The sequence below is a fragment of the Micromonospora sp. NBRC 107095 genome (genome assembly GCF_030269705.1).
Lineage (GTDB): Bacteria > Actinomycetota > Actinomycetes > Mycobacteriales > Micromonosporaceae > Micromonospora > Micromonospora parva.
This window is the reverse complement of sequence record NZ_BSTU01000004.1, coordinates 450,729-476,459: the sequence shown is the minus strand read 5'-3', so window position 1 is coordinate 476,459 and position 25,731 is coordinate 450,729. Positions and strand designations below refer to the sequence as shown.

Sequence of the window (25,731 nt, the reverse complement as noted above, 5' to 3'; positions counted from 1 at the left end):
GATCAGCTGACAGAGCGTGCGGCGGTTGTCGGCGCGGGACTCATGGGGCAGGTGTACGCGGAGGCGTCCCGGCGCGCCGAAGCACGACGTGCTCGAACTCCCCGTCGAGAACTCGGGGGAATGGAACCCGAAGCGGGCTGCCCAGGTGCTCGGTGACCACGGTCTCGTGCCGCTGTCGTGTCTTGTCCTGCCACCCGGCCGTGAACTCGTCGCGGCGAACGACAGCCAGGATGCCATCGCCGTGGACGGTCTGACGTTCCTGCGGTCGGTGATGCCCTAGGCCCGAACCCGCGTGCGATCCAGCCCGACGGTGCCGGCACGCCGCCCGGTCACGACAGCATCAGTTCCTCACGCGTCCCAGGAGGTTCCGCACCATGAACGTGACCCGGCGTCCCCGGAGGGGACGGTTGCTCGCCATGTCGATCGCCGCCGCGCTAGCGATGTGCGCGATCAGCCCAGCGCCCGCCGCGGCCCACCCGGGCGCGCACGGCGACGCCCACGTGCTGATCTTCACCAAGACCACCCAGTTCCGGCATACCGAGGCGATCGAGCAGGGCGTTCCTGTGCTGCAGGCCGCCTTCGCCGACGCCGGCATCACCTCCGAGCACACCGAGGACTCGTCGATCTTCAACGACGATGACCTCGCACACTTCGACGCCCTGGTCATGTTCCAGGCCTCCGGTGATCCGTGGACCGCCGAGCAGAAGGCGGCGATGGAGCGGTACATGCAGGCCGGCCACGGCATCGTGGCCATCCACAACGCGACCGACATGCGCGGGAATTACGCGTGGTGGGACACCATGATCGGCTCCCTGATGCCCGGCCACGCCGCCACCGGCAGCAGCCCCGGTCTGCCGGGCACCGTCCGCGTCGAGGACCAGACCCACCCGTCGACAAGCCACCTGCCACAACGGTGGCAGCGCGCCGACGAGTGGTACAACTACGCGCTCAATGTCCGCGGTGACGCGCACGTGCTGGCCACGATGGACGAGACGACGTACGACCCGGGCGGCAACGCCATGGGCTACGACCACCCGATCTCCTGGTGCAAGCCGTACGACGGCGGCCGTGCCTGGATGACCGGCATGGGCCATTTCGGCGCGCATTACACCGGTGAAGCGCAGCTCGTGCCGCACATCGTCGGCGGTGTCAAGTGGGCCGCCGGCATCGCCCAGGGCGACTGCGGCGGCACGACGTGGGACAAGTTCGAGCGCGTGCCTCTGGACCAGAACACCAGCGCGCCCTACGCCATGGACGTCGCGCCGGACGGGCGGGTGTTCTACACCGAACTTGTCCGCGGTGAGATCCGGGTGTACGACCCGCGCACCCGGACCACGTCGACCGCCGTCACCATCCCGGTGTACTCCGGCGGTGAGGACGGCCTGCTGGGCATCGCCCTCGACCCGAACTTCGCGGACAACGGCAACCTCTACATCTACTACTCGCCGGCGAGCAGCGACGACACGAACCCGGACACCTTCGTCAACCGGCTGTCCCGGCTGACCGTGGGCGAGGGCTCACAGATTGACCGTGCCAGCGAGAAGGTGCTGCTGGAGGTGCCCGCACGGCGGCTGCCCGACGAGCCGGGGCACACCGGCGGCGGTCTGGACTTCGACCTCAACGGCAATCTGTACCTCGGCGTGGGCGACGACGTGAACCCGCACTCCGAGCCCTCCGGCGGTTATGCGCCCCTGTCCGAGCGAGACGGCACCTTCCACGACGCGCGGGCGACCTCGGCCAACACCAACGACCTGCGCGGCAAGATCCTGCGGATCCACCCGGAGCCGGACGGCACCTACACCGTTCCGGACGGCAACATGTTCTCGCCCGGCACGGAGAAGACCCGCCCGGAGATCTACGCGATGGGCTTCCGCAACCCGTTCCGGTTCTCGATCGACCCGCAGACCGGTGCCCTGGGCATGGCCGACTACTCGCCGGACAACAGCAACGACAACCCCGACCGAGGCCCGGCCGGCATCGCCGAGTGGAACCTCATCACCGAACCCGGCTTCTACGGCTGGCCGCTGTGCATGGGCAACAACGAACCGTTCCGCGACGTCGACTACCGCACCAACCCGGTTACCGTCGGCGCGTACTTCGACTGCGCCAACCCGGTCAACGACTCGATCCGCAACACCGGCCTCACCCGGCTGCCGGCGGCCAAGCCCGCCAAGATGTGGTACGGCTACAAGCGCTCCTCCGTGCCGTCGGTCATCCCCCAGGGCGGTGGCCTCGCCCCAATGGGCGGGCCGGTCTACCAGTACGACCCGCAGTTGCAATCGGACACGAAGTTCCCGGCGTACTACGACGGCAAGCCGTTCTTCTACGAGTGGTCCCGCAACAAGATGTACTCGATCATCCCGAGCAGCAACGGGAACGTGGAGAAGGTCAACCCGTTCCTGCCGCAGGAGCAGTTCCTCGCCCCGATCGACTCGAAGTTCGGCCCCGAGGGCTCCCTGTACGTGCTCGACTGGGGTGGCGGCTTCGGCCGGGACAACCCCAACTCGGGCCTGTACCGCATCGACTACATCTCCGGCTCGCGATCGCCCGAGGCGAAGGCCACGGCCACACCGGACTCCGGGCCCGCGCCACTCGAGGTGCGCTTCGACGGTGGGCCGTCGTCCGACCCGGAGGGCGAGGCACTGACCTACGCGTGGGATTTTGACGGAAACGGCACCGTCGACTCGACCGATCGGGCACCCACCCACACGTACACCGGCAATGGCGTCTTCGACCCGCGGCTCACGGTGACCGACCCGCACGGCAGAACCGGCACCACCACAGTGCCGATCACCGTCGGCAACAAACGGCCCGAGGTGCGCTTCGAGCTGCCGCCGACCGGCGCATTCTTCGACTTCGGTGACGAGATCAGCTGGAACCTGAAGGTCACCGACGCCGAGGACACCCAGATCAACGACGCCGACGTGGTCATCCAACCGGCGCTCGGCCACGACGAACATGCTCACCCCGCCGAGCCGTTGCACGGGCGAACCGGCTCGATGGCCACCTCGCTGGGTGGCGGGCACAGCGACGACATGAACGTCTTCTACGCCCTCGACGGCCGCTATACCGACTCCGGTGGCCCGGGCGGCATCCCGCCGCTGACCGGATCGGACACCACCCTGCTGTTCCCGAAGCAGCGGGAGGCGGAGTTCTTCAAGGCCTCGCAGGGAGTCACCGTGGCGCCGTCGCGGGATGTGGAGGGCCACGCCAACGCCATCACCGGTCAGAACGGTGCGTGGGCGTCGTACGACCCGGTGAACCTGCACGGCGTCGACAAGCTGGTCCTGCGCTCCAGCGCGACCAGCGCGGGCATTGTGGAGCTGCGCCGCGGCGCAGCCGACGGCGCCCTTCTCGGCACCGCCCAGGTGCCGGCGACCGCAGCCGGCCGATACGTGGACGTACCGGTCGTGGTCACCGACCCGGGGGAGACGTTCACCCTGTACGCGGTCTTCCCCGGCCCAGGGGAGCGACGGCTGAACTTCATCGAGGCCGATGGGAAGGGCGTTTCACCGACGACCAAGCCGAAGGTCACGGTGACCGCCCCGACCCCCGACGACGACCTGACGCCCGGGGCGATCCAGGTCACCGCCGACGCCAGCGACGCGGAGAACACCATCACGAAGGTCGAGTTCTTCGCCGGCGACACCCCGATCGGCACCGACACCACGGCACCGTACGCGGTGACCTGGAACGCCACCACCGAGCAGCGCTACCGGCTGACCGCCGTCGCCACCAATGACAATGGCGTCAGCACCACCTCCCGCATCGTCGAGGTGGAGGTCGGCGACCTGTACGGCGACTGGCAGACCTTCAGCAACACCAACGCCACGTACGATCGGCCGGACACCGACACCTGGATGATCAATTCCGGCGGTGGGAACATGTGGCAGGGCACCGATCAGTACGGCTCGGTGTACCTGCCGGCGGCCGCGGGCACCGAGTGGACCGCCACGGTGAAGATCGAACGGCAGACCAACTCCAACCCCTCCGCCAAGGCCGGGCTCATCGTCCGCAACGACATAACCCAACCCGGCACCTCGCCCGGCTACGCGGCGATGACGATGCGGGCCGGACTCGGCTTCGAATGGCTGCGCGACACCGACGGCAACGGGCAACTCGACGCGAGTACCAGCGCCAGCACGACGAGTTATCCGGCGTGGGTGCGGATCGTCCGCGACGGCAACCAGTACCACGGCTACTGGAGCAAGGACGGCGTGACCTTCACTCGGGCCGGCGACCCGGTGACGCTGCCCGGCGCGGCGAGCCCGCAGGACATCGGACTCGCCGTGACCGCCCACAGCACCTCCGCCACCAGCGAGGCCGAGTTCTCCGGGTTCAGCCTCGTGCCCGAGGCCATCCACCCCGGACCGGATCCCGAACCCGAGCCGGGACCAGGCTGCGACCCCACCAACGGCGGTGTACGTGCCCCAAGCGACGAGTTCGACGGCGCCACGCTCGACGGCTGCCGGTGGGACGCCGTGGTGCGCTACGACTCGTCAAAGGTCACGGTGACCGGCGGCCAGTTGCGCGTCCAGACGCAGCCGGGTGACGTCAACGGTGACAACACCCTCTCGCCGCGCAACTTCATCCTCCAGGACCTGCCCGACGGGGACTGGTCCATCCAGACCCGGCTGACGCCGACGATGCTGCACCGCTGGCAGTTGGCCGGGTTCCTGGTGTACGCCGACGACGACAACTACGTGAAGTTCGACGTGGTGGCGACGAACGCCAACGGCTCGCCGACCGACCTGCGGGCGGAGTTGGTCTCGGAACGCAACGGGCAGTTCGGCAACGGCGGCAACCAGTCGATCGACGTCGCCGAGGCGACCGAGAGCGGTTGGTACGACCTGCGTCTGAAGCGGACCGGCAACAGCTACTCGGCCGAGATCAGCGACGGCGGGGTCAACTGGACGTCGCTGGGCGCCCCGGTGACCAACGACGCCGCGATGACGTCGTTCGGTCTGATGGCGCTCGGCCCGGAGCAGGTTTCACCGGTCACTGTGGCGTTCGACTACTTCCGCGTTGTCGACACCATCGCGCCAACGGTGTCCGTGGCGGTAGACCCGTCCGCGCCGAACGGTAAGGACGGCTGGTACGTCTCGCCGGTCACCGTCTCGGCCACCGGCACGGACGACCGCACCGGCCCGGTCGGCGTCGTCTACGCCGCGGGCGACGACGACTGGACCGACTACCGGCAGCCGGTGAAGCTGACCGAGGACGGCACACACCACCTGCGGTTCCGGGCCGTCGACGAGGCGGGCAACACCTCGCCGGAGTCAGCCGTGTCGGTGCGCGTCGACTCGACGGCACCCGTGGTGTCGCTCGGCGGGGTGACCGACGGCGGCTCCTACCAACTGGGCACGCTGTTGCCCATCACGGCGTCGGCGAAGGACCCGGCATCCGGTGTCGCCTCTGTCGTCGTACGCCTCGATGGCACACCGGTCACGGCGCCGGTCGCGCCAACAGCCGGCACCCACCAGGTGACCGTGGTCGCGACCGACAAGGCCGGCAACGACGTCGGGTCGACGGCGTCCATCGACGTCGTAGCGACGTTCGCGAACACCGAGGCACTCATCGACCGCTACCGCGAACAGGGGCTGCTTCTGCCGCACTCGGCGGCTGCCATGAAAACTCACCTCAAGGTGGCCGAGCGGATGACGAAGGTCGGGCAGAAGCCGCCGGCCGAGGCCGCCCTCGACCGGTTCGCGGCCTTCGCCCGGGCCGTCGCCGACGAGCAGGCACGCACCCAGCTGCTCGCGGCCGGCGCCTACCTCCGAGCGCGCCTGTGAGGTGATGAGGGCGAGCCGGTGCCAGCCGGCTCTCGACCGGTGCCGGAGCACGCGTGGCGTGCTCCGGCGGTCTCTCCCGATGATCCCGCAGCTCTTGCAGGGATCAACTGCTTGGTAGAGCTGCGGACCGGACGGCACCTGACTCAAGCGAGCGTGACGCCGCGCGGCGCCCGGTCTGCGGCAGATCCGCACAGCCATCAATCCGCCCACCGCCGAGGAAGCCGGGCGCTTGGGCGCTCTTCTGCGGGACCTGGGCCACGCCTTGGGCCGTCGTTGCTCTCCGTGCTGCGACCACCTCTAGTTGGTAGGGGCGCGCGTGCTCAGGCGGCGGATGGGGCACAGTGCAGAGCGTGTGGTCTTTGCCCGTTGCTGGAGGCAGATCGGACCACCGGCTGCTTCGACACACCGCCGCCTCCTGATCAGCGCAGAGCTGCGCGGTCTTCGGAAGTCGCGTCGACCATCTCAGCGGCCTCGCGTCGGATCCGCTCGCTCCCCCAGGCGCCGAGCGGCCCGAGCGCCTGGTTGAGCGTGCGCCCGTGCTCGGTCAAAGAGTATTCAACCCGCGGCGGCACCTCGGCGTGGACCTTTCGGTGCACCAGGCCGTCCTCCTCGAGCTCGCGCAAATGCTGAGTCAGCATCTTCTCGCTCACTCCGGGCAGCCCTCGACGCAGCTGCGCGAAACGGCGTACGCCATGGGCCTCGAGTTCCCAGAGGATCAGGCCCTTCCACTTGCCGCTCACCACGTCGAGCGCCGCGTCGATGCCGCAGATGTAAGGCCCGCGCCGGGATGCCTTGGTCATCGCTGACCCCCCTTACTGAAAGGTAAGTACCGCAGAAGTTAGTGGGTACTTACGAGAATAGTGAAGCGTCGCCGAGCATGGAGAGGTGAACAACCAACAGCACAACAGCGCCGTCACCGTGATTGGGCTCGGTCCGATGGGGCAGGCGATCACCCGCACCCTCCTCGCCGCCGGCCACCCCGTCACGGTCTGGAACCGCACCACCGGCCGGGCCGAGGGCGTCGTCGCCGACGGTGCGACGCTCGCGGCTGTACCCGCCGAGGCGGTCGAGGCGAGCAAACTCATCATCCTGAGCCTCACCGACTACCAAGCGATGTACGACATCCTCGGCCCCGCCGTCGCGTCTCTCGCCGGCCGGACGTTGGTCAACCTAAGCTCCGACACCCCCGACCGCAGCCGCGAGGCGGCATCCTGGGCGGCGAGCCATGACGCCGCTTTCCTCACCGGCGGCGTCATGGTCCCAGCGCCGATGGTCGGCACCGACGCGGCATACGTCTACTACAGCGGCCCCGGCGAGGTGCTGGACGACAGCCGAGAGGCGCTGGCCCAGCTTGGCACGCCGAACCATCTGGGCGAGGACCCAGGCCTCGCCCAGATGATGTATCAAGCCCAGCTCGCCGTATTCCTCGGCACTCTGTCCGCGTTGATGCACGCCACCGCGATGCTGGGCGCCACGGGAATGACGGCCACGGAGGCAATGCCGGAGCTGATCGCCTCGGCCGAATCGATCGGCGCCATCCTCCGCGCCGGCGAGGAAACCCCCGGCGCCGCGCTGGACGTTGGAGAACACCCCGGCGATCTCAGCACGGTCACCATGATGGGCGCGACCGCCGACCACATCGTCGAGACCAGCACGACACTGGGCCTCGACCTCGCGCTTCCCCTGGCCGTGCGAGCCCACTACCGGCATGCGATCGAGAACGGGCACGGTGGCGACAACTGGACCCGCATCATCGACAGCATCCGTGAACCACGGGACAAGCCCCGTCGTCTCATCACCTGACTTGCGGGACGCGGCCTTGCCGTCGTTCGCCGTAGGCGCGGCGGGCGGCGGCGACATCGGGATCCGGCGATCCTGACCCAGCACCTCACCAGCTATCTGAACGGCAGCGACGCCAGCCGGGCGCTATGAAGGGCGACAGCTACCGACTCCTCACCGGCTGAACGGCGGCGGACCCGGCCTGGACAGTGAGACCAGGCCGGGCAACGCCAGGAGGCCGCGGAGAGCCCTCAGCTGTGCTGCGGGATGTCCGTCGTGTACGCCAGCTCGCGGCCCGCCTCCACGTCGGAGGTCAGCGCATCAATCCGAGCCTTGGCCAGCGAGTAGGAGTCCGAGCCGAGCAGTTGGTGCAGAGGAGCATCACCCGAGAGCGCCACCTCGATGATGGCGGTTGCGGCTCGGACGGGGTCACCGAGCTGGGTGCCCGGCATCGCGAGGTGCGCCTCGGTCATCTCCCGGATCGACTCGTAGCCGGACACGGTGGTCGACGGCAGGCCAAGGGAGTGCGTACGCAGAAAATCGGTCTGCATGTAGCCGGGCTCAACGAGGTTGACCTGCACGCCGAAATCGCCGACCTCCGCGGCCAGTGACTCGGTCAGCCCTTCCAGGGCGTACTTCCCGGCGCAGTAGAGACCCCAGCCCGGGAAGGAGGTCAGACCGAGGATCGAGGAGATGTTGATGATGTGACCGCTGCGCTGGGCGCGCAGGGACGGTAGTACCGCACGAAGGACGTTCCAGAGCCCAAAGATCTGCACGTCGAACATCTGCCGGACGTCGGCGTCGGTGACCTCCTCGATGGCGGCGAGGAAGCCGTAGCCGGCGTTGTTCACGACCACGTCGATCGCGCCGAAACGGTCGGTGGTGGAGCGGATCGCCGCCGCGACCGCCGGCTCGTCCGCGAGGTTCAGCTCAAGTGGCAGCAGCCGGGCCCGGTCCACGGATCCCAGGGCCGCGTCGAGACGCTCGGCCGACCTGGTCGTCGCCGCGACGTTGTCACCGCGCTCGAGGAGCTGCTTGACCAACTCCAGGCCGAGGCCCCGGGAGGCGCCCGTGACGAACCAGGTGGCGGGCCGGGTGGTGGGGTACGACATCGGTGTTCTCCTTGTGACTGGGTTGGCAGCGCTGCGCCCTGCCGGAAACGCATTTCATGCTGCTGCCGTGCGGGCGAGCCGAACACCTCTGGCCAGGCCCAGCCGTACCTGGGAACGACATGCCCACCCAGCCCCTGGGCGCGGCTCGCCGCGCGCGGCATCCTTGGTGGCATGGTGCGACGCACAGAACTGGCCGGCTTCCTGCGGAAATGCCGGGCTGACACGACGCCGGAGGCAGCGGGAATCCTCCCCCTGCCGGGGCGACGCGTCCGCGGCCTGCGCCGGGAGGAGGTGGCTCAGCTCGCCGGGGTGAGCGTCGACTACTACACCCGACTCGAACAGGGTCGCCACAGCAGTCCGTCGGAGGCGGTCATCGACGCGTTGGGCCGTGTCTTCCACCTCGACGCGGCCGCCCGGGCTCACCTTGTCGACCTGGCCCGGCCGGCCCGGCACCGCGCAGGGCAGGTGCCGGGCCAGCGGGTCCGGCCGGCGATGCACCAGATGATCGCCTCGATGGTCGACCACCCGGCCTTCATCGTCGGGCGCCGCACCGACATCCTCGCGTCGAACCTGCTGGCGCGCGCCCTCCTCACCGACTGGACCCAACTGCCACCCCGCGACCGCAACTACACGCGCTGGGTCCTCCTCGACCCCGGCGCCCGCGAGGTCTACCCCGAATGGGCCACCGTGGCGGCTGACGTCGTGGGCACGCTGCGCCTCTACGCCGGCCGGAACCCCGACGACCCGCAGCTCAACGAACTCGTCGGCGAGCTGACCATCAAGAGCCCGCAGTTCCGCACGTGGTGGCACAACCACCGGGTGCACGAGCGGACCCACGGCACCAAGCACATGGTCCACCCCGCCGTGGGACCGATGACCATCCGATACGAGGCGCTGGCACTACCCGGCGACGACGACCAGACGCTCTTCATCTACACCACGGATCCCGGCAGCAGCTCACACGACAACCTGCGCCTGCTCGCGCTCTGGGCGACACAGCAGCGGTACGCCCCCACGACCGGCGCAGCCACGGCCGCTCCCGCTCAGATCGAGGACAGCCCAACCAGCTCTCCGGGGTCAGCCTGATTCCGACGGGCGTCGATCGCCCTTCGACAATCAGTGGTCTCCACCGTGGATGATCCAGCGTGCGAATTCCTGTGGCGGGTGGCAGTGCTCTGATCGGTGCCCATGTCCTGGACGTGCTGCGCGAGCGAGGTCATGCCGCGACCGCCGGGGCGCGTACCGCCCGTGCGGGTGGGACGGCCTTCTCATGCACTTCGATCATGATTGTCTGCGGGTTGTGGGCTCCCCGTTCACCCCCCCCGAAAACCCTGGCCTTTGAGTTTTCCTATGGAACTTTGATGCGCTCCCGAAATCCCCACTGATTGGAGTCGTTCGGTCTCCTCTGTGGTGGGCGAAGTGATGGCTGCGCCGGCTACAGAGTGCTCGCCGGCCTCGCATAACACGACGTACAGGTCTTCGGCGGTTGCGCGGTCTAGCCGGAACGATGTCCATCTTCGGTGGGTGGTTGGCCCTCCCTCAGGTTGTTGGCGGAGGCCTGTGGGTGATACGTCGGGTCGCCTGCGACTGGTACAGGCCAGCGCTGGTGATGCCGTAGAAGACGGGCAGAATGAGAAAAATGGCCAGGCCGATCAACGGTGCGGCCAGGTAGCCGACCAACCCCGCGAGGATGTACAGGACGACCCCGGTGAGGGCACGGACCCGCTCGACGCGAAAGAAGGCGTCCTTAACCTGTTCCTTCAGCAAGTCGGGGTTCCGTGCCAGGTAGTGGAAAAAGGCCAGCCACGTCGCGCACAGCAACGCGCCGATCAACGCGTAGAAGGCAACGGCCACCCGCTGGTCCGTGTTGTTGTGTTCCTGCAGCGCATCCGACACGACGATGGTCGGGAACGGCAGCAGCGCCGTGCTGAACAGCACGAACAGGTTCCTCCAGTGCAGGCCGCGATCGGCCTGCTGGATGCGGTTGAACGCCGCCTTGTGGTTGAGCCAGACGACGGCCACATACGAGTAGGAGGCGAGATACGCGACGTACGACGGCCACTGGTCGAGGAGGCCAGACAGGAGGCGGCCAGGAGGAACGTCCGGCACCCGGAGGTCCAGGACCAGAAGCGTGATGATGATGGCGAAGATGGCGTCGCTGAACGCCACGGCGCGGCTGGTGTCTGACCGAGTGCCTAGGTCTGCTTCTGGCCCGCTCACCGAATGCGCCTACCCAGGCTTGTCTGTGGCAAACGAATGGACACCTGAGGTTGCGAATGCAGACCGCCCCCAGAAGATGGTGCCCGCGGACAGACTCCGCATCCGGCCGCCGCGTTACGCGGTGGCCGGATGCGGGTGTGTCAGGGCTTGAGGACGACCTTCTCGCAGTTGTCCTGCTTGTTCTTGAAGATCTCGAAGCCGCGTTCTGCCTGGTCGAGCGGCAGGGTGTGGGTGATGACCCGGGTCGGGTCGATCTCCCCTCGTTCGATGCGCTGCAGCAGCGGTTTCATGTAGCGCTGCACGTGGCACTGGCCGGTACGCAGGGTCAGCGCCCGGTTCATCCACGCCCCGGCCGGGAACTTGTCGAGGAAGCCGCCGTACACACCGATCACCGAGACGATGCCGCCGCTGCGGCAGGACAGGATCGCCTGGCGTAGCGCGTGCGGTCGCTCGGTCTCCGAACGGACCGCCTGCTTGATCCGGTCGTACGCGTGTACGTGCGCGGCACCGTGGGTGGCCTCCATGCCGACGGCGTCGATGCACTTGTCCGGTCCCCGTCCGCCGGTCAGCTCGAGCAGCCGGGACCGCACGTCGACATCCTCGAAGTTCACCGGCGTGTGGCCCGCACGTTCGGCCATTTGCAGTCGGTACGGCTCTTTGTCGATGGCGATGACCTTCGCGGCGCCGAGCGCCCGGGCGCTGTCCATAGCGAACTGTCCGACCGGCCCGGCACCCCACACCGCCACCACGTCGGTGGGCTGGATGTCGCACATTTCGGCGCCCATGTAGCCGGTGGGCAGGATGTCGGAGAGGAACAGCACCTGCTCGTCGGTGAGATCGGACTCGATCTTCAGGGGACCGACGTCGGCGAACGGAACCCTCGCGTACTGCGCCTGACCGCCGGCGAAGCCCCCGGTCAGATGCGAATAGCCGAAGATTCCGGCGACCGGGTGGCCGAACATCTTCTCCGCGATGCCCGCGTTGGGGTTGGAGTTCTCGCAGCAGGAGTACAACTCGGCGGCGCAGGCACCGCACGCGCCGCACGCGATCGGGAACGGCACGACGACCCGGTCCCCGACGCGCAGCCGACCTGGGTCGACGCCCCGGCCGACCTCCACCACCTCGCCCATGAACTCGTGACCCATGACGTCGCCGTCCTGCATCGTGGGCACGTACCCGTCGAGCAGGTGGAGGTCCGAGCCGCAGATCGCGGTGGAGGTGATCCGTACGATGGCGTCGCGATCGTTGAGGATCTTCGGGTCCGGTACGTCACGGACCTTGACCTTGTTGCGGCCCGCCCAGGTGTTCGCCCTCACGCGTCTGCCCCCTTCGCGAGCTCGGAGTCCGACAGCGGTTGCGCCGGACGCTGCGGGAACTCCTTGCGGGCCCGCTTGCCCCACGGGGCGCCCTCGGATCGGACGACCTGCCCGGTCTCCAGCACCTGCTTGAGCCGGCGCAGGTCGTCGTCGAGTTGCTGGTGCGGTTCCTCACCGAAGTACCTGGCGACGGCCTTGCCGACCGGGCCGCCAGGGATGTCGTAGGACATGACGACGTGCACCTCGGTGCTGACCCCATCCGGGGCGGGCACGAACCGGACCGTGCCGGCGTTCGGCACGTCGGCGTTCCCAGTGGACCGCCACGCGATCTTCTCCCCGGGTGACTCGTCGATGATCTCCGCGTCCCACTCGACGTTCGTGCCGAAGGGCGCGCTGGCGGACCAGTGGCTCGTACGGTCGCCGGTGACGCGGATCGTCTCAAGGTGTGCCATGAACGTGGGGAGGTTGTCCAGATCACGCCAGAACGCGTAGACCGTGGGCGGGGGTTTGCGGATAGTTGTCGTGGCTGTCAGCTCCATGAATCCTCCTTCGCGTGGGCCTCCTACCGCCGGCGCCGAACCGCTCCTCGTGACGCGGGTGGCCTGCACGGCGGTCAGCAGGTCCACCACCGTGATCCCGACGATGGCGCCGGTGACACCGACGAGGCGACGCCGGCGGTGCCCGCTACGGTGGGCGATGGCCACCCCGAGAGAGGCCAGGTCCATCGCGTCGCCCACGACCCGGGTCCACGCCCAGATGCCCTTGCGCCGGCTCGTCAGGAGTCCGGCTGCATGGACCAACTCCCGCGCCCCGACCAGTGGCACCACGGCCTGGGAGGTCGCGGAGTCGTCCACCCCGCTGATCCGGCGCACCGTGCCCGGTGCTGCCAGCTGTGCCACCCCCAGACCGAGACTCATCCAGCCGAGCCGGCGCCCTCGCCGTCGCACGTCTTCCCGCCTGACCTGGGCGGCCTCTCGGGTTGCCAGTTGAGTCACGGGTAGCCTCCGTATCCGGTCGCACCCCGGCCGAGCCATTCCGGCCCGTGGAAGTCCGGTATGCAACCCATAGAGGCCCGCATACCCCTCGGAAACCACCTCAATCCGCGCATCGGTCGCGATATAGAGGTGATCCCTGTTCCGCTGCTCAGCGCGGCGTCAGGGATGCCACCGCTGTGAGGGCCCAGGTCCGGCCCGATCCGCCGAATCCTGAGCCCCGCCGCGTCAGGCCGTCGCCATCTGGCGGACGTTCTCGCCCTGAGCGAACACCTCGACCATCTTGGCGCAGAAGGCCGGAAGGTCATTGGGGTTGCGACTGGTGACCAGGCCGTTGTCAACCTGTACCTGTTGGTCCACCCAGTTCCCGCCCGCGTTGCGGATGTCGGTCCGCAGACTGGGGAACGAGGTGACGGTCCGGCCGTTGACCATGCCGGTCTCGACCAACGACCACGGGCCGTGGCAGATCGCCGCTACCGGCTTCTGTTGCTGGAAGAACGCCCGGACGAAGTCCATTGCCTGTGGGTTCATCCGGAGTCGGTCGGGGTTGACCGTCCCGCCCGGCAACAGCAGGGCGTCGTAGTCGGCCGCCCTGACCTCGTTCACGGTCCGGTCCACCCGATAGTGGTTGGCCGGGTTGATGTCCTGGTTCATCGACTGGATCTCACCGGATTCCAGTGAGATCAGGTGGACCTCGGCGCCGGCCTGCTCTGCGGCGGCCCGGGACTGGGTGTACTCCACGTCCTCCACCCCGTCGGCGGCGAGACAGGCGATTCGTCTGCCGGTCAGTCGTTGCTGGCTCTGCGCCATTCTTGGCGGCCTTCCCCTTGCGGCGCCGCCCCGTCGGCGGCGCATCGTTCGCTCGCGATCGCCTTCCCGGTGTCAGAACCGGGAAACAGATCATCGAAGGCCGCGCACGGGCGGACGGATGGGCCTGCTCGCCGACCGGGCAGGTCTGCGTGGAGGAAAGGTCGCCCTACGGAGACTGCTTCCTGTTGATGCGGGTAACGCGCACTGACCCCACTGGCGCCGAGGCCCGGGAAAGGCCGACATGACTCTCCCTACCGCGTCGATCGAACTGCCGTCCGGCCAGACCATGCCCGTGCTCGGCCAGGGCACGTGGTACCTGGGTGAGCGTCCCGCGAGGCGACGGGATGAGTTGGCCGCGCTGCACGCTGGCCTGGACCTGGGTATGACTTTGATCGACACCGCGGAGATGTACGGCGATGGCGCCTCCGAGGAACTTGTTGGCGAGGCCATTGTCGGACGACGCGGCGATGTGTTCCTGGTCGACAAGGTGCTGCCGTCCAACGCCAGCCGCCAGGGGACCGTGCAGGCATGCCGCCGTAGTCTGCAACGACTCGGCGTCGACCACGTCGATCTCTATCTGCTGCACTGGCGCGGCAACCATCCACTCGCGGAAACGATCGAGGCGTTCGCCGAACTCGTCGACGCTGGCGACATCGGACAGTGGGGCGTGAGCAACTTCGACCTCTCCGACATGACCGAGCTGCTCGAGGCGGGCGGAAACGACTGCGCGACCAACCAGATCCTGTACAACCTCACTCGCCGCGGCCCCGAGTACGACCTGCTGCCCTGGCTCCGTGAACACCGGATTCCGGTGATGGCGTACTCCCCGATCGAGCAGGGCAGACTACTCGGCCACGACCAGGTCGCGCAGGTCGCCGCGCGGCACGGGGCGACGCCCGCTCAGGTCGCGCTGGCCTGGGTTCTGAGGCAGGACGCGATTGCGGCCATCCCTCGATCGTCCAACTCGGAACACACCCGCGAGAACGCGGAAGCGCGCAACCTGCACCTGACCGAGGAGGACATCACGGCACTCGACATGGCATTCCCGCCACCTACCGGCCCACAACCATTGGAGATGTTGTAGGGCCAGCGGCCGTCTCTCGGAGGCTTCGCCGGCGCAGCCGCCGGGCCAGCCCCGCAGCGAGCCTTGCGGTCAGCCGAGCCGGTTGGTCCGGTGGGGTTGCTACCAGTTCCACGACGATCTCTGGGCGTGGCCGTTCGCGAGAGGTCACCGGTGCTCCTCAGCATGGCCAGTCTCCGCGAGCCTCAGAGGGGCGCCGAGCGTCAACGGCGGTAGGACAGAGGGTCGTGTTGCCCTCGGACGCATTATTTCCCCGAGGAGCGTGATTCCTCCTCGCGTTTCGAGCGATTCCCGTCCCGTTGGGCGGGGATCTTGCTGTGCGGGTTTTAATCCTGGCCTCAGGTTGATCGGGGACCATGAGCGGCAAAGCATCGACTGGAACGGGGTGCATCGGCGTGCGGATCATGATCGCGGATGATGACGCGGCCATCCGTGAGTCGTTGGAGCGGGTGCTCCAGGTCGAGGGTTACGACACCATCAGCGTCGCCAACGGTCTCGCCGTGCTCGACGGGGTCGGTGGGGCCGGCGGCGACGCACTGGATCTGCTGATCCTCGACGTGATGATGCCCCGCCTCGGCGGGTTGGAGACCTGCCGGCGGCTGCGGGCGGCGGGTCGGGATCTGCCGGTGCTGATGCTGACCGCTCGTGACCAGGTCTCGGACCGGGTCGCAGGGCTGGACGCGGGTGCCGACGACTACCTGCCCAAGCCGTTCGCCACCGAGGAGTTGCTGGCCCGGGTGCGGGCCGTGCTGCGCCGGCGTACGCCGGGCGACGGGGAGTCACAGGTACTGTCGTTCGCCGATGTCCGGCTCGATCCCGACAGGTTCGAGGCGTGGCGTGGCGGGCGACCGCTGCGCCTGACCCGGACCGAGTTCTCCCTCCTTGAGGTCCTCGTGCGCAACGCGACCCGGGTGTTGACCCGCGACGCGCTGTTCGAGGCGATCTGGGGCTTCGACATGAGCGCCACCGCCAACAACCTCCAGGTGTATGTGAGCTACCTGCGCCGCAAGATGGAGGCCGAGGGTGAGCCGCGATTGATCTACACGCTGCGCGGCCTGGGATACACGTTACGGGAGACTCCTCCGTGAGTAGGTTCGCTGGCCGGGCAGCGCACCGGCTGACCCGATGGTGGCGCCGGCGGTCCCTGCGGACCAGGCTGACGGTGATCGCGGCGACGGCCATCGCCGTCAGCGTGTTCATGGCCTTCCAGGTGGCCAGCGAGCTGCTGGACGGGGAGCTGCGGGACACCGCCGAGGATCAGCTGCGCGTCGACTCCGGCGTGCTGGCTACGGACGCGGAGCGCGCTGGTCTGGCGCAGGTCCCGCTACCGCCGTACCCCGGATCCGGTCCGCTGGTGCGGGTCGTCCTGCCCGACGGCTCGACCCGGACGCCGGCCGGTCAACCCACGCTGCCCCCGGTCAGCGAGCACGCCGGGCGCGTGGCGCAGGGTGCATCGACCGACCTGATGGAGTCGAACGACATCGACGAGGACGGCTACCTCATCTACACGCTCCGGGCGGGCGACGGCGCGGTCCAGATGGCCCGCGTCGTCGACGACAGCCCGATCAACCAGTTCGGGTTCGGCATGCTGCTGATCGGACTGCTCTGCGTGGTCGGCGGCGCCCTTGTCGGGCGGACAGTGGCGCGCACTGGGCTGGCACCGATCGACCGGCTGACCGCCGCCGCGGAACGTGTCGCGCACACCCGGGATCTCGACGCCGACATCCCGGATGAGGGCGGCGGGGAGATCCGGCGGCTGATCCAGTCGATCAACGACATGCTCGCCGCGCTCCGAGACTCCCGGCGGGCCCAGCGGCTGCTCGCCGAGGACGCCGCCCACGAGCTCAAGACCCCGCTCACCAGCCTGCGCCTCAACGTCGAGCTGCTGATCCGGCTCGATCGGCGCGGCACCCTGGACAGCGCACTGTCGGCGGAGAGCCGGACCCGGCTGCTCAACGACCTCGGCGCCCAGGTAGCCGAGTTGAGTACCCTCGCCGCCGAACTGACCGACCTGGCGCGCGGTGACGTCACCGACGAGAACACCGAGTTGCTCGACCTCGCCGACGTGGTGGTGGCCGCCGCGACCCGGGCGCGTTCCCGCGTGCCCGATATCGAGATCGCGCTCGACCTCACCCCCGTGTGGGTGAGCGGCCGTCCCGCTGCGCTCCAGCGGGCGGTGCTCAACCTCATCGACAACGCCGGCAAATGGTCCCCCGCGGACCGGCCGGTCCAGGTCCGGCTCCGTGCCGAGGGCGCGTCGGCGGTGCTTGAGGTCGACGACGCCGGGCCGGGCATCGACGCCGCCGACGTACCCCGGGTATTTGACCGGTTCTACCGTGCCGACAGCGCCCGGGCGTTGCCAGGATCCGGTCTCGGGCTGTCGATCGTGCAGCGGGTCGTCGACGCCCACGGCGGCCGGGCCACCGTCACCCGCTCCGCACGCGGTGGCGCGCTGCTCCGAGTCGACCTTCAGGCTGCGGCCCCGCCTGGTCGAATCACGCCGCCCACCGCCGGGACATGAAAGAGATCCGGGACGGGCCTGGGGCTCCGTCCCGAATCTCGCCCGTGCCGCCGCGCTCACCGTTGCAGCGCGGGGTCCTCCTCGTCGTCGGCGAGCGGCTGTCGCCCGTCCGGCGGCTCCACCGGTCGGGACAGCCGGCTCGGCCACCACATCCGCCGGCCGATCAGCAGGGTGAGGGCGGGCACCAGGACCGATCGCACCAGCAGGGCGTCGAGCAGCACGCCGAAGGCGACCAGGAACCCGACCTCGATCAGCATCACCAGCGGAAGTGAGACGAGGACCGCGAACGTGGCCGCCAGGACCAGGCCTGCCGAGGTGATGACGCCACCGGTGGCGGAGAGGGCTTTGAGCATGCCTCTTCTGGTGCCGAGACGCGCGGCCTCCTCGCGGGCACGGCTGGCCAGGAAGATGTTGTAGTCGACGCCGAGCGCCACCAGGAACAGGAATGCCAGCAGCGGCACCGAATAGTCGATGCCCTTGAACCCGAGGATCGTGTCGAAGACGAACACGCTGCCGCCGAAGGCTGCGGCGAATGAGACGACCACGGTGGCCATCAGGACCAACGGGGCCACGACCGCGCGCAGCAGCAGCCCGAGCACGATCAGGACGACGGCGAGCACCAGCGGGATCACCAGCTTCTCGTCGCGGGTCGTGGTTACCTCGGTGTCGAGGTTCTCCGCACTCGGCCCGCCGACGATCGCCTCCGCCCCACTGACCGCGTGCACGGCGGTGCGCACTCGCTTGATCGTGTCGTACTCGGCGACGGTGTCCGGCGCGTCCGTCGGGAACACGGAGATGTCGGCCCAGCCACCCTTGGCCTGACCCGGGATAGCCAGGGCCACACCGGGGGTGCCTTTGACGATGTCGAGCACCCGCTCCTGGTACGCAGGCCGCGTGAAGATCGTCATCGGCTGGCCGCCGAGCTCCGGGAAGTGCTGGCGGAGAACGGTGAAGCCGGTGACCGACTCCGGCGCGGACAGGAACTGGTCCTGCTCCCGCAGGGCGCCGGTATTGCCCGCCAGCCCGAGGGCGAGCACGCCGAGGACTCCGAGTGAGCCGAGCGTCGCCACCCACCGGCGGCGGCTGATGGCGGTGCCAAGCCGCCCCCACAGCCCCGGCTTCTCTTCCACCGTCGTGCTGAACCGCGGGATGGCCGGCCAGAAGATCCGCCTGCCGAGCACCACGAGCACCGCCGGGAACAGCGTCAGCATGGCCACCAGCGCGCACAGAATGCCGGCCGCACCGATCGGGCCCAACCCGCTGGTGCTGTTCAGGTCCGCGACGAGCAGGCAGAGCAGGCCGGCGACCACGGTGGCCGCGGACGCGACGATCGCCGGCGCCGCGCCGCGCAACGCGTGGACCATCGCAACCCGGATGTTCTCGTGGTGGTGCAGTGCCTCCCGATATCGAGCGATGAGCAACAGCGCGTAGTCCGTGCCGACACCGAATACCAGGATCGTCAGCAGCGCCGAGTTCTGGTCGTTGACCACGATGCCGAAGCCTTTGACGAGCAGGTAGACGGTCGCCATCGCGGTCAGTGCCGCCGCGCTCACGACCACCAGCGGGATGAACCACAACACCGGGCTGCGGTAGGTGAGGATGAGCAGGAGCGTGACGACGATAACGGTGGTAAGGAAGACCTGCAGGTCGATGCCATCGAAGACGGCGTCCATGTCGCCGTCGACCGCGGCTGGACCGGTCACGTCCAGTTCCAGGCCGGCGGGGCGGTCCTTCGCGGCCTCACGCAACGGGCCGACGATGGCCTCCGGTGCGCCGTAGGTCGTGCTCACGTCGAGAGTGAACATCATCGCCCTGCCGTTGGTGGAGAGTCTCGTCGGCGGGCCCTCGTCGTCCTCGCCGGCCGGGGCCGCCACCTTCGGCGGGTACCGCTTGGCAAGGGTGTTGTAGTGGCGCTCGACCGTCGCGCGGTCGGCGTCGGTCATGCCGCCGGCGCGGTGGTACACGAACACGAACGTGTTGTCCTCACCGCCGGGGAGACCGTCCTCCAGCACCGCCACCTTGGTGGACTCGGCGCCGGCCGGCAGGGTGTCCACGGCTCTGTCGGTAGTGACCGAGCTCAACTTCCCGCTCAACGGCACCATGACCGCCGCCAGCGCCACCCACAAGCCAATCATCAACCACGGCACCCACCGGCCTGCCAACCGACCGGCCGGTGCTTCCCCGGACGGCGCTGCGTTGACTGCCATCACTAGCCTCCTCGATACGGGTCACATCGCTTATCTGATGCCGACTTCGTACCGAGCGAATCTGAGACGACTGTTAAAACGGCCCTCCCGGACGAGCAACGCGTCGGCGTCCGCCCGGTCCGTGCGGGCACCGACAGCCAGGCCGTCGGGCGTGGGTCAGTGCGCTGGAACTCGCGCTACCGTCAGCGGGTGGCGATGCTGGTCGGTGCGGCGGCGGTGCTCGGCCGCCGACAGCTAGCCCGTCAGCGGTGGATGGCTCCCCCCTCGACGTATACGCGTTTCTGCGGCCAGCGGTGAGAGATGCGCGTGGGCGAGACCCGCGAGGTCTCGGACGGTGGCCCAGTTGTCCACGGCGAACCGCTGACCAGATTGTCGGGGGCCCGACCCGACAAACGTCGTCCGGCGCCTGCGCAGCAGTCCTTCGCTGTGGCCGTCGCTCGATGCAATGCCTTGCGCTGCGGGCATCCGTAGCGGCCGCACGGACAGACGCTGACGGCGCAGGCCAGCGAATGCACGCCGAGGTCGCTGCTGCGCGACCCGACCTTGCGCGGACGAGCCGTCCTCGTGTTCGCCGGGTCTTCCGGCGACTCCTCACGCCGGTCGGCGTCGAAGCTGTTGAAGCCCGGATGGTAGATCCTTGTGCCGGTCCTTGCGCCCGCGGATATCGAGCTACGCAAGTTCCCATCAAGCGCTGTGCCCACCAGCAACCGCACCCGCCGCAGATCGTGTATTTGGCAGTTCGAGGGGTCAACGGGCATCCGAACGTGCCGACGAGAGGAAGTTTGCGCGGCGGTCCATCTGGACACCCGTCTGTCGTGTTCGATGACTTCACGGACGAGCGGATCGACGTCGGGCAGGTGGAGCTAAGAGTCCGGCACGCCGGGCAGGGCCTGCCGGTTCTACTCATCCACGGCCATCCCCGTACAGGTTCGACGTGGCATCGGGTAGCACCGCAGCTGGTCGAACGAGGGTTCACCGTTGTCTGTCCGGACATGCGCGGCTACGGGCAGTCAGGGAAAGCGCCTATCCTCACCGATCACTCCCAGCAGTCCAAGCGAGCAGTGGCAGCGGATCTCGTCCGGCTGATGAATGCTCTGGGCCACCCGAGGTTCGCCGTGGTAGGGCACGACCGCGGTTCCTATGTCGGGCTACGCCTGGCATTGGACCATCCTCACGCGGTCAGCCACCTGGTCGTCCTCGACGGCGTGCCGATCAGCGAGGCTCTCGCCCGGTGCGACGCAACGTTCGCCCGCGACTGGTACCACTGGTTCTTCTTCGCTCAGCCTGATACGCCAGAACGGGTGATCAACGCCGATCCCGACGCCTGGTATGCCAGCAAGGCGCGGCCCGACAGCATGGGAGCCGAGAACTATCAGGAGTTCCGGCAGGCCATCCACGACGCATGCACGGTGCGGGCGATGCTGGAGGACTACCGCGCTGGCCTCGGAGTTGACCGGGAGCACGAGGAGGCCGACCGGCGCGCCGGCCGCACCGTAGGCTGTCCAACGCTCTTCCTCTGGTCGACGCGGGACGACATGGAAAACCTGTACGGTGACCCGCTCGCGGTCTGGGCGGCGTGGGCCGACGACCTCCGTGGCCATCCGATTGACTCCGGACACCATGTGGCTGAAGAGAATCCCGACGGCCTGACCGCAGCGCTGCAGGACTTTCTCGCCTGACAGTCTCGCTCCGCCGCGCTGGTCCGGAGAACTACCTCGTCAAGACGTTTCTTACCGCCACCAGGGCACTGGGCAGCACCTCGGCTTCGACACCATGCTCAACGGTGTGCCACCCGGCAGGCCCTGCGCCGTGGCCCCTCACGTCCCGCAGCCGCTCGGCGAAGCCGGATGGCGGTGAAGCTGGGGTCCACGGCGTTGTTCCGGAGGCCCGGGTACTTTCCGGTTGCGGCATGCCGGTCGTCCAGGAGCCGGCTCCGCAGCCGGCAGGGTCAGGTCAACTGCTCACCTGGGAGGGGGCGGTCAGCTCCGACCCTGGGAGCCGCGTTCGTGCCGGGCGAGGTTGGGTCAACTGCGCCAGTGTGGCGTTGTCCGCCGGAGGTACGCTCCGTGACACCAGAGCCGACCCAGTCTGTTCCGGCAGTGCCCGCACGAGCCCTCAAGGCCCGCCTGACATGGGGGCCGAGCGGCGGCCCGCTTCCCTGCGGCATGTCTCGAACCCGCTACGGTGGCTTAGCTCAACCGGGACCGTGGCACTGGTGGAGGGAGCTTCGGCCTTTCCGGGGCGAGAGGCTGTGCAAGTCTGATCAACGATGTGACGGGGGATCGCTGGTGGGACAGCGGCACGTGCGGAAAATGTTGCGGAAGATGGCCGGCGGGCAGCCGGTGGAGGTCGAGCAGGTGGCCACGTTGCGCTCACTCGCCCTTATGGCCGCTGTTGCCGAGCAATTCGGTTACGCGTACACGGACACACGGCAGCGACACCGCAGCGGACCGCAGCTGTTCTTCGTACCCGACCCTCGTCCGCAGGCCCGCGAAAGGGCCGAGCGGAACCGAGCGCAGTACCCGGATGCTTCCACCGGGGGCGCACTGCCCCCCGTGCCTGCCGACGTGCTGGATCTGTTCAAGGCCCGCATCAGCTACGACCTCGAGGGCTGGAACGACGACAAGCAGCGAACGTGGCTCCTCTATGTCGTCCTCACCGTGCTGTGCGCGATCCTCGGTGTGCGGCTCGGGCTAGGAGGGGCGTCCCCCACCGCCGCCGCGGCTGTCGCCGCCGTCGCCTGGGCGGCGCTGATGTCTGTCACCCTATTTTTGGTCTCCATTCGTCGACGCAGACGGGCTAAGTTCGCTGCGATCCTGGAGGCGGCCGGGTTCACGCAGACGACTGAGCAGAGCGGCCGGGAGCGGTATCTGCCGCTGACGTACCAGTAGGCCGCACAACTGCGGCGATCACGAACAGGGTGTCGATGGCGGTGAGCCGGTCGTGCCCGTTACGTGCCCGTGAGGTCGGTCGACAAGGGTCAACAGCAGCTCCTACCAGCTCCGAGCCGCGACTGTTCGGGAGGAAGGCCACCCGATCACCAGTGCCGCCGCGAGTGCGTGCCGCAGATCAAGGCACCGTCCAGGCGGCGCGGCAGGTGCTCGGTGAGGTTTCCGTGTTCGAGGGGCCCACAACTACGAGCTGCCCACGAGCCGACCGGCATCCAGGTCAGCTACTACGCCCAAGAGGCTGCCATCACGGTTCAGCCCCAGCAATGACTGAGTGACTATCTGGGTGACGACGGGTACGAGCGGTCTGCCAGGCCTTCGGTACCGGCGCCACCGTCACGGACACCGAGAATCTCCGCGCCAAGCTCGAACGCCTCGTCGCCCGCCAGATCCTCACCGAACCCGAAGCCGGACTGTTCACCCTGGCCCTGCCGACGACCTCGGCGTAACCCCACCAGCAGGGCCTCCAACGAACCGCCAAGCCCACATCAGACAGAGGCTCCCGAACCACCCTCTCAGGTCGTGGAGGCCGGGGCCGTCTCGCGGACCAGCGTGACAGCACTGCGATTGGCGGCCGGAATGATCAGCGCCGATGCGACGAGCGCGGCGACGGCGATGCCCAGCCATCCCCAGAAGCCGAAGGCGATGACCAGGCCGGAGAGCGCCGCCGGGCCGATGATGTTCTGCGTGATCACGTGCAGGTCGAACGCCCCCAGGTACTCGCCCTGAGCGTGCTCGGGGGCGAGGCCGAACGCGAGCCCCCAACCGGAGGCGGCCTGCATCACCTCGGCCACGGAGAGGATCAGCACAGCGGCGACGATCGCCACGGAAGCCAGGACCACGTTGTCGTCGAGCGCGGTCACCGCCAGGACCGCGCAGCCGCCGGCCAGCCAGTAGCCGGAGCGCCGGGCGAGCCGACCGGCGCCGTGCACGGTGTCCGCGCCCCGGCTGGCCCGTACCTGGAACAGGATGACGAACGCGGTGTTGACGATCAGCAGCAGAGGAATCAGGAAGTGGGGCAGGTCGGTGCGGTTGAGCGCCCAGAGCGGCATCGTCACCAGGATGATGCTGACGTGCGAGGCGAGGATCGTCGAGACGCCGATCACCGCGAGGAAGCGTGGGTCGCGGACGGCGGCGAAACGCTTGAAGCCCACTGGCGCCGGACGCGGCGGCACGTCGGGCAGGCGGGTGACGAGCAGCGCGGCGCCAGCCATCAACGCGGCAGTGGTGAGGGGGATCAGCACGAGCAGCCGTTGGCTGAGGGCGGCGACGGCCGCCACACCGATGCCGATGCTGAATCCGATGTTGAACACCGACCGCATCATGGCCTTGAGCTTCACCCGCTCCTCGGCGGGCACGAGGCTGCCGATGAGGGCCCCGTTGGTCGGGCCGGTGCCGTACTCGAGGAAGCCGACGGCGACCACCAGCGCGAAGAAGGCGGTCGCGCTGTCGACAAGGCTGTAGAGGCCGAACCCGACCGCCAGCGCGGCGAACAGGATGACGAGCAGGCGGCGGGCGCCCACCCGGTCGGCGATCACACCGAACAGGACCGACGAGAGGAAGGCGGACAGGCCGGCGGCCGACAGGCCCAGGCCCACCTGCCGGGCGTCGAGTCCGACACGCAGCGTGAAGTAGACGACGCTGCCGCTGAGGAAGACTCCCTTGCCGATGGACTCGGCCAGTCGGATCGCGATCAGCTTCCTGCGGAGCGGGTCGGTCGGTACCAGGCCGGCGACAACGTCCGTCATTCGTGACAAGGGCATGGGTCAATCCTGGCGACGGCGGTGTCCGGCGGACAGGGCGACAGGTGTGGCGCGTACGGGACGACGTCCCGGATCGGCCGGGAAATTCTCCCGTGACTCCCGGGGGCGGCGGCACGTCGACCGCGCGTGAGAGGTCCGCTGTGGACGGCTTCGTCAGGGCCAAGACGGAAAGTCTGGTTCGGTTTTTCGATTCGTCAAAAGGCTGACCGAGCCCGTTCCCGGGATCACTTCTTGTGTTGTTCTGTTGGCCGTGAGTAGATGTTCATCACGACGCGGGGTCGGCGCTACCGCGGCGTTTCCCCGCGCGACTAAGACACCGCGGGCCGTTCGGACGGGGTGAGGTGGATAGATGGTCAGCGTTGGCTCGGCCTCGGAACTGACTCGGAACATGAGGCGGTGTCCGGAAGAAGTCACGGCGGAGACACAACCCGACGCGGTGACGGTGGTCCTGGCCGACGCTCAGCCGGTGGTGCGCAGGGGCCTGCACGCCCTGCTGTCACCCTCGGCTGAGGTCGCCGTGACCGGTGAGGCGGCGTCCGCGCGGGAGGCGTTGGCGCTCGCCACCGCCACACGTCCCGACGTGCTCGTTCTCGACATCGAGCTGCCGGGCTTCCAGGCGGGCGTGACGATCCAGGAGATCAACCGGGCGTCGCCCTCGACAGCGGTGCTGGTCTTCACCGCGGTCGAGGACGAACACGCGATCCTCGCGGCCATGTGGGCGGGCGCCCGCGGCTACGTGCTCAAGAGCTGCCCGGGCGACGGCATCGTCCGGACGATCCGGGGCCTCGCGACCGGTGAGGTCATCCTCGGCCCCCGGGTGGCCGACAAGCTCATCGGGCAACTGAGCCTCGAGCCCCGCAACCAGCAGCTGTTCCCGGAGCTGACAGCCCGCGAGCGGGAGGTGCTGGAATTGATTGCCTCGGGTATGCGCAATGTGGCGATCGCCGCGAAGCTGAATCTGTCCCCGAAAACGGTCAGCAATCATATTTCCATCATCTTCAGCAAATTGAACGTTTCTGACCGGTACGAGGCGATCGAGGTCGCCCGCCGGGCGCGGTTGGGGCACCCCGGGCCTCCCGGCTCCCATTCACCAGTGGTGCCTGGTGGCAGCGTTCTGCTGACCGGCAGGCGTGGTGTCGTGGCGCCGGGCGCGGCCGCGTACGCCGGCGCGCGGTCGGTGCGGGGGTGAG

At 68.5% G+C, this 25,731-nt stretch carries 18 protein-coding genes; 10 read left to right on the top strand and 8 right to left on the bottom strand.

Translation table 11 applies throughout. The features are described 5' to 3' along the window. Positions 1-88 precede the first annotated feature (88 nt). Entirely contained in the window at positions 89-280 is a 192-nt protein-coding gene (locus tag QSK15_RS22015) for a hypothetical protein (protein WP_285796054.1), read from the top strand. A 94-nt stretch (positions 281-374) separates the two neighbouring features. Beyond that, positions 375-5,792, top strand: a complete 5,418-nt coding sequence (locus QSK15_RS22010; protein WP_285796053.1) for a ThuA domain-containing protein — start codon at positions 375-377, stop codon at positions 5,790-5,792. Positions 5,793-6,211: 419 nt separating this feature from the next. On the opposite strand, the gene QSK15_RS22005 is transcribed toward QSK15_RS22010, so the two are convergent. Then, a complete protein-coding gene (locus QSK15_RS22005) occupies positions 6,212-6,592 on the bottom strand; it encodes a winged helix-turn-helix transcriptional regulator (protein ID WP_285796052.1) in 381 nt (126 codons plus the stop codon). Positions 6,593-6,677: 85 nt separating this feature from the next. Here QSK15_RS22005 and QSK15_RS22000 point away from each other — a divergent pair, with 85 nt between their 5' ends. Next, the gene (locus QSK15_RS22000; protein WP_285796051.1) at positions 6,678-7,595 is read left to right on the top strand and encodes an NAD(P)-dependent oxidoreductase; all 918 of its coding nucleotides are present in this window, start codon (positions 6,678-6,680) and stop codon (positions 7,593-7,595) included. A 227-nt stretch (positions 7,596-7,822) separates the two neighbouring features. Here QSK15_RS22000 and QSK15_RS21995 read toward each other — a convergent pair whose 3' ends face one another. Next, on the bottom strand, positions 7,823-8,683 hold the full coding sequence (locus QSK15_RS21995; RefSeq protein WP_285796050.1) for an SDR family NAD(P)-dependent oxidoreductase: 861 nt from the start codon (positions 8,681-8,683) through the stop codon (positions 7,823-7,825). A gap of 171 nt (positions 8,684-8,854) precedes the next feature. Here QSK15_RS21995 and QSK15_RS21990 point away from each other — a divergent pair, with 171 nt between their 5' ends. Continuing rightward, complete coding sequence (locus QSK15_RS21990; RefSeq protein WP_285796049.1) at positions 8,855-9,769, top strand: helix-turn-helix transcriptional regulator; 915 nt, start codon at positions 8,855-8,857, stop codon at positions 9,767-9,769. Positions 9,770-10,222: 453 nt separating this feature from the next. On the opposite strand, the gene QSK15_RS21985 is transcribed toward QSK15_RS21990, so the two are convergent. The 4 genes from QSK15_RS21985 to QSK15_RS21970 all read right to left on the bottom strand — a co-directional run bounded on the left by QSK15_RS21985 (position 10,223) and on the right by QSK15_RS21970 (position 14,021). After that, positions 10,223-10,852, bottom strand: coding sequence for a TMEM175 family protein (locus tag QSK15_RS21985; RefSeq protein ID WP_285796048.1), 630 nt, complete (start codon positions 10,850-10,852; stop codon positions 10,223-10,225). 191 nt (positions 10,853-11,043) lie between these two features. Next, positions 11,044-12,219: a zinc-dependent alcohol dehydrogenase gene (locus tag QSK15_RS21980; RefSeq protein ID WP_285796047.1), complete on the bottom strand. Its 1,176-nt coding sequence runs from the start codon at positions 12,217-12,219 to the stop codon at positions 11,044-11,046. Next, on the bottom strand, positions 12,216-13,136 hold the full coding sequence (locus QSK15_RS21975) for an SRPBCC family protein (protein WP_285796046.1): 921 nt from the start codon (positions 13,134-13,136) through the stop codon (positions 12,216-12,218). Before QSK15_RS21975 ends, QSK15_RS21980 begins: the two co-directional genes overlap by 4 nt. A 303-nt stretch (positions 13,137-13,439) precedes the next feature. Continuing rightward, positions 13,440-14,021, bottom strand: coding sequence for a type 1 glutamine amidotransferase domain-containing protein (locus tag QSK15_RS21970; protein WP_285796045.1), 582 nt, complete (start codon positions 14,019-14,021; stop codon positions 13,440-13,442). Positions 14,022-14,262: 241 nt separating this feature from the next. Here QSK15_RS21970 and QSK15_RS21965 point away from each other — a divergent pair, with 241 nt between their 5' ends. From QSK15_RS21965 to QSK15_RS21955, 3 genes are all read left to right on the top strand, one after another. Continuing rightward, a complete protein-coding gene (locus tag QSK15_RS21965) occupies positions 14,263-15,105 on the top strand; it encodes an aldo/keto reductase (protein WP_285796044.1) in 843 nt (280 codons plus the stop codon). 401 nt (positions 15,106-15,506) lie between these two features. Then, entirely contained in the window at positions 15,507-16,190 is a 684-nt protein-coding gene (locus QSK15_RS21960; RefSeq protein WP_285796196.1) for a response regulator transcription factor, read from the top strand. Then, complete coding sequence (locus QSK15_RS21955) at positions 16,187-17,623, top strand: HAMP domain-containing sensor histidine kinase (RefSeq protein ID WP_285796043.1); 1,437 nt, start codon at positions 16,187-16,189, stop codon at positions 17,621-17,623. Before QSK15_RS21960 ends, QSK15_RS21955 begins: the two co-directional genes overlap by 4 nt. Before the next feature lie 56 nt (positions 17,624-17,679). On the opposite strand, the gene QSK15_RS21950 is transcribed toward QSK15_RS21955, so the two are convergent. Further along, positions 17,680-19,677, bottom strand: a complete 1,998-nt coding sequence (locus tag QSK15_RS21950) for an MMPL family transporter (protein ID WP_285796042.1) — start codon at positions 19,675-19,677, stop codon at positions 17,680-17,682. A gap of 968 nt (positions 19,678-20,645) precedes the next feature. Between QSK15_RS21950 and QSK15_RS21945 the strand changes: the two genes are divergently transcribed. Further along, the gene (locus QSK15_RS21945; RefSeq protein ID WP_285796041.1) at positions 20,646-21,509 is read left to right on the top strand and encodes an alpha/beta fold hydrolase; all 864 of its coding nucleotides are present in this window, start codon (positions 20,646-20,648) and stop codon (positions 21,507-21,509) included. A 609-nt stretch (positions 21,510-22,118) separates the two neighbouring features. Next, positions 22,119-22,721, top strand: coding sequence for a hypothetical protein (locus QSK15_RS21940; protein WP_285796040.1), 603 nt, complete (start codon positions 22,119-22,121; stop codon positions 22,719-22,721). 572 nt (positions 22,722-23,293) lie between these two features. Here the strand turns inward: QSK15_RS21940 and QSK15_RS21935 are convergent. Further along, a complete protein-coding gene (locus QSK15_RS21935) occupies positions 23,294-24,526 on the bottom strand; it encodes an MFS transporter (protein WP_285796039.1) in 1,233 nt (410 codons plus the stop codon). 451 nt (positions 24,527-24,977) lie between these two features. On the opposite strand from QSK15_RS21935, the gene QSK15_RS21930 reads away from it, so the two are divergent. Further along, the gene (locus QSK15_RS21930; protein WP_285796038.1) at positions 24,978-25,730 is read left to right on the top strand and encodes a LuxR C-terminal-related transcriptional regulator; all 753 of its coding nucleotides are present in this window, start codon (positions 24,978-24,980) and stop codon (positions 25,728-25,730) included. Position 25,731: the final 1 nt, after the last annotated feature.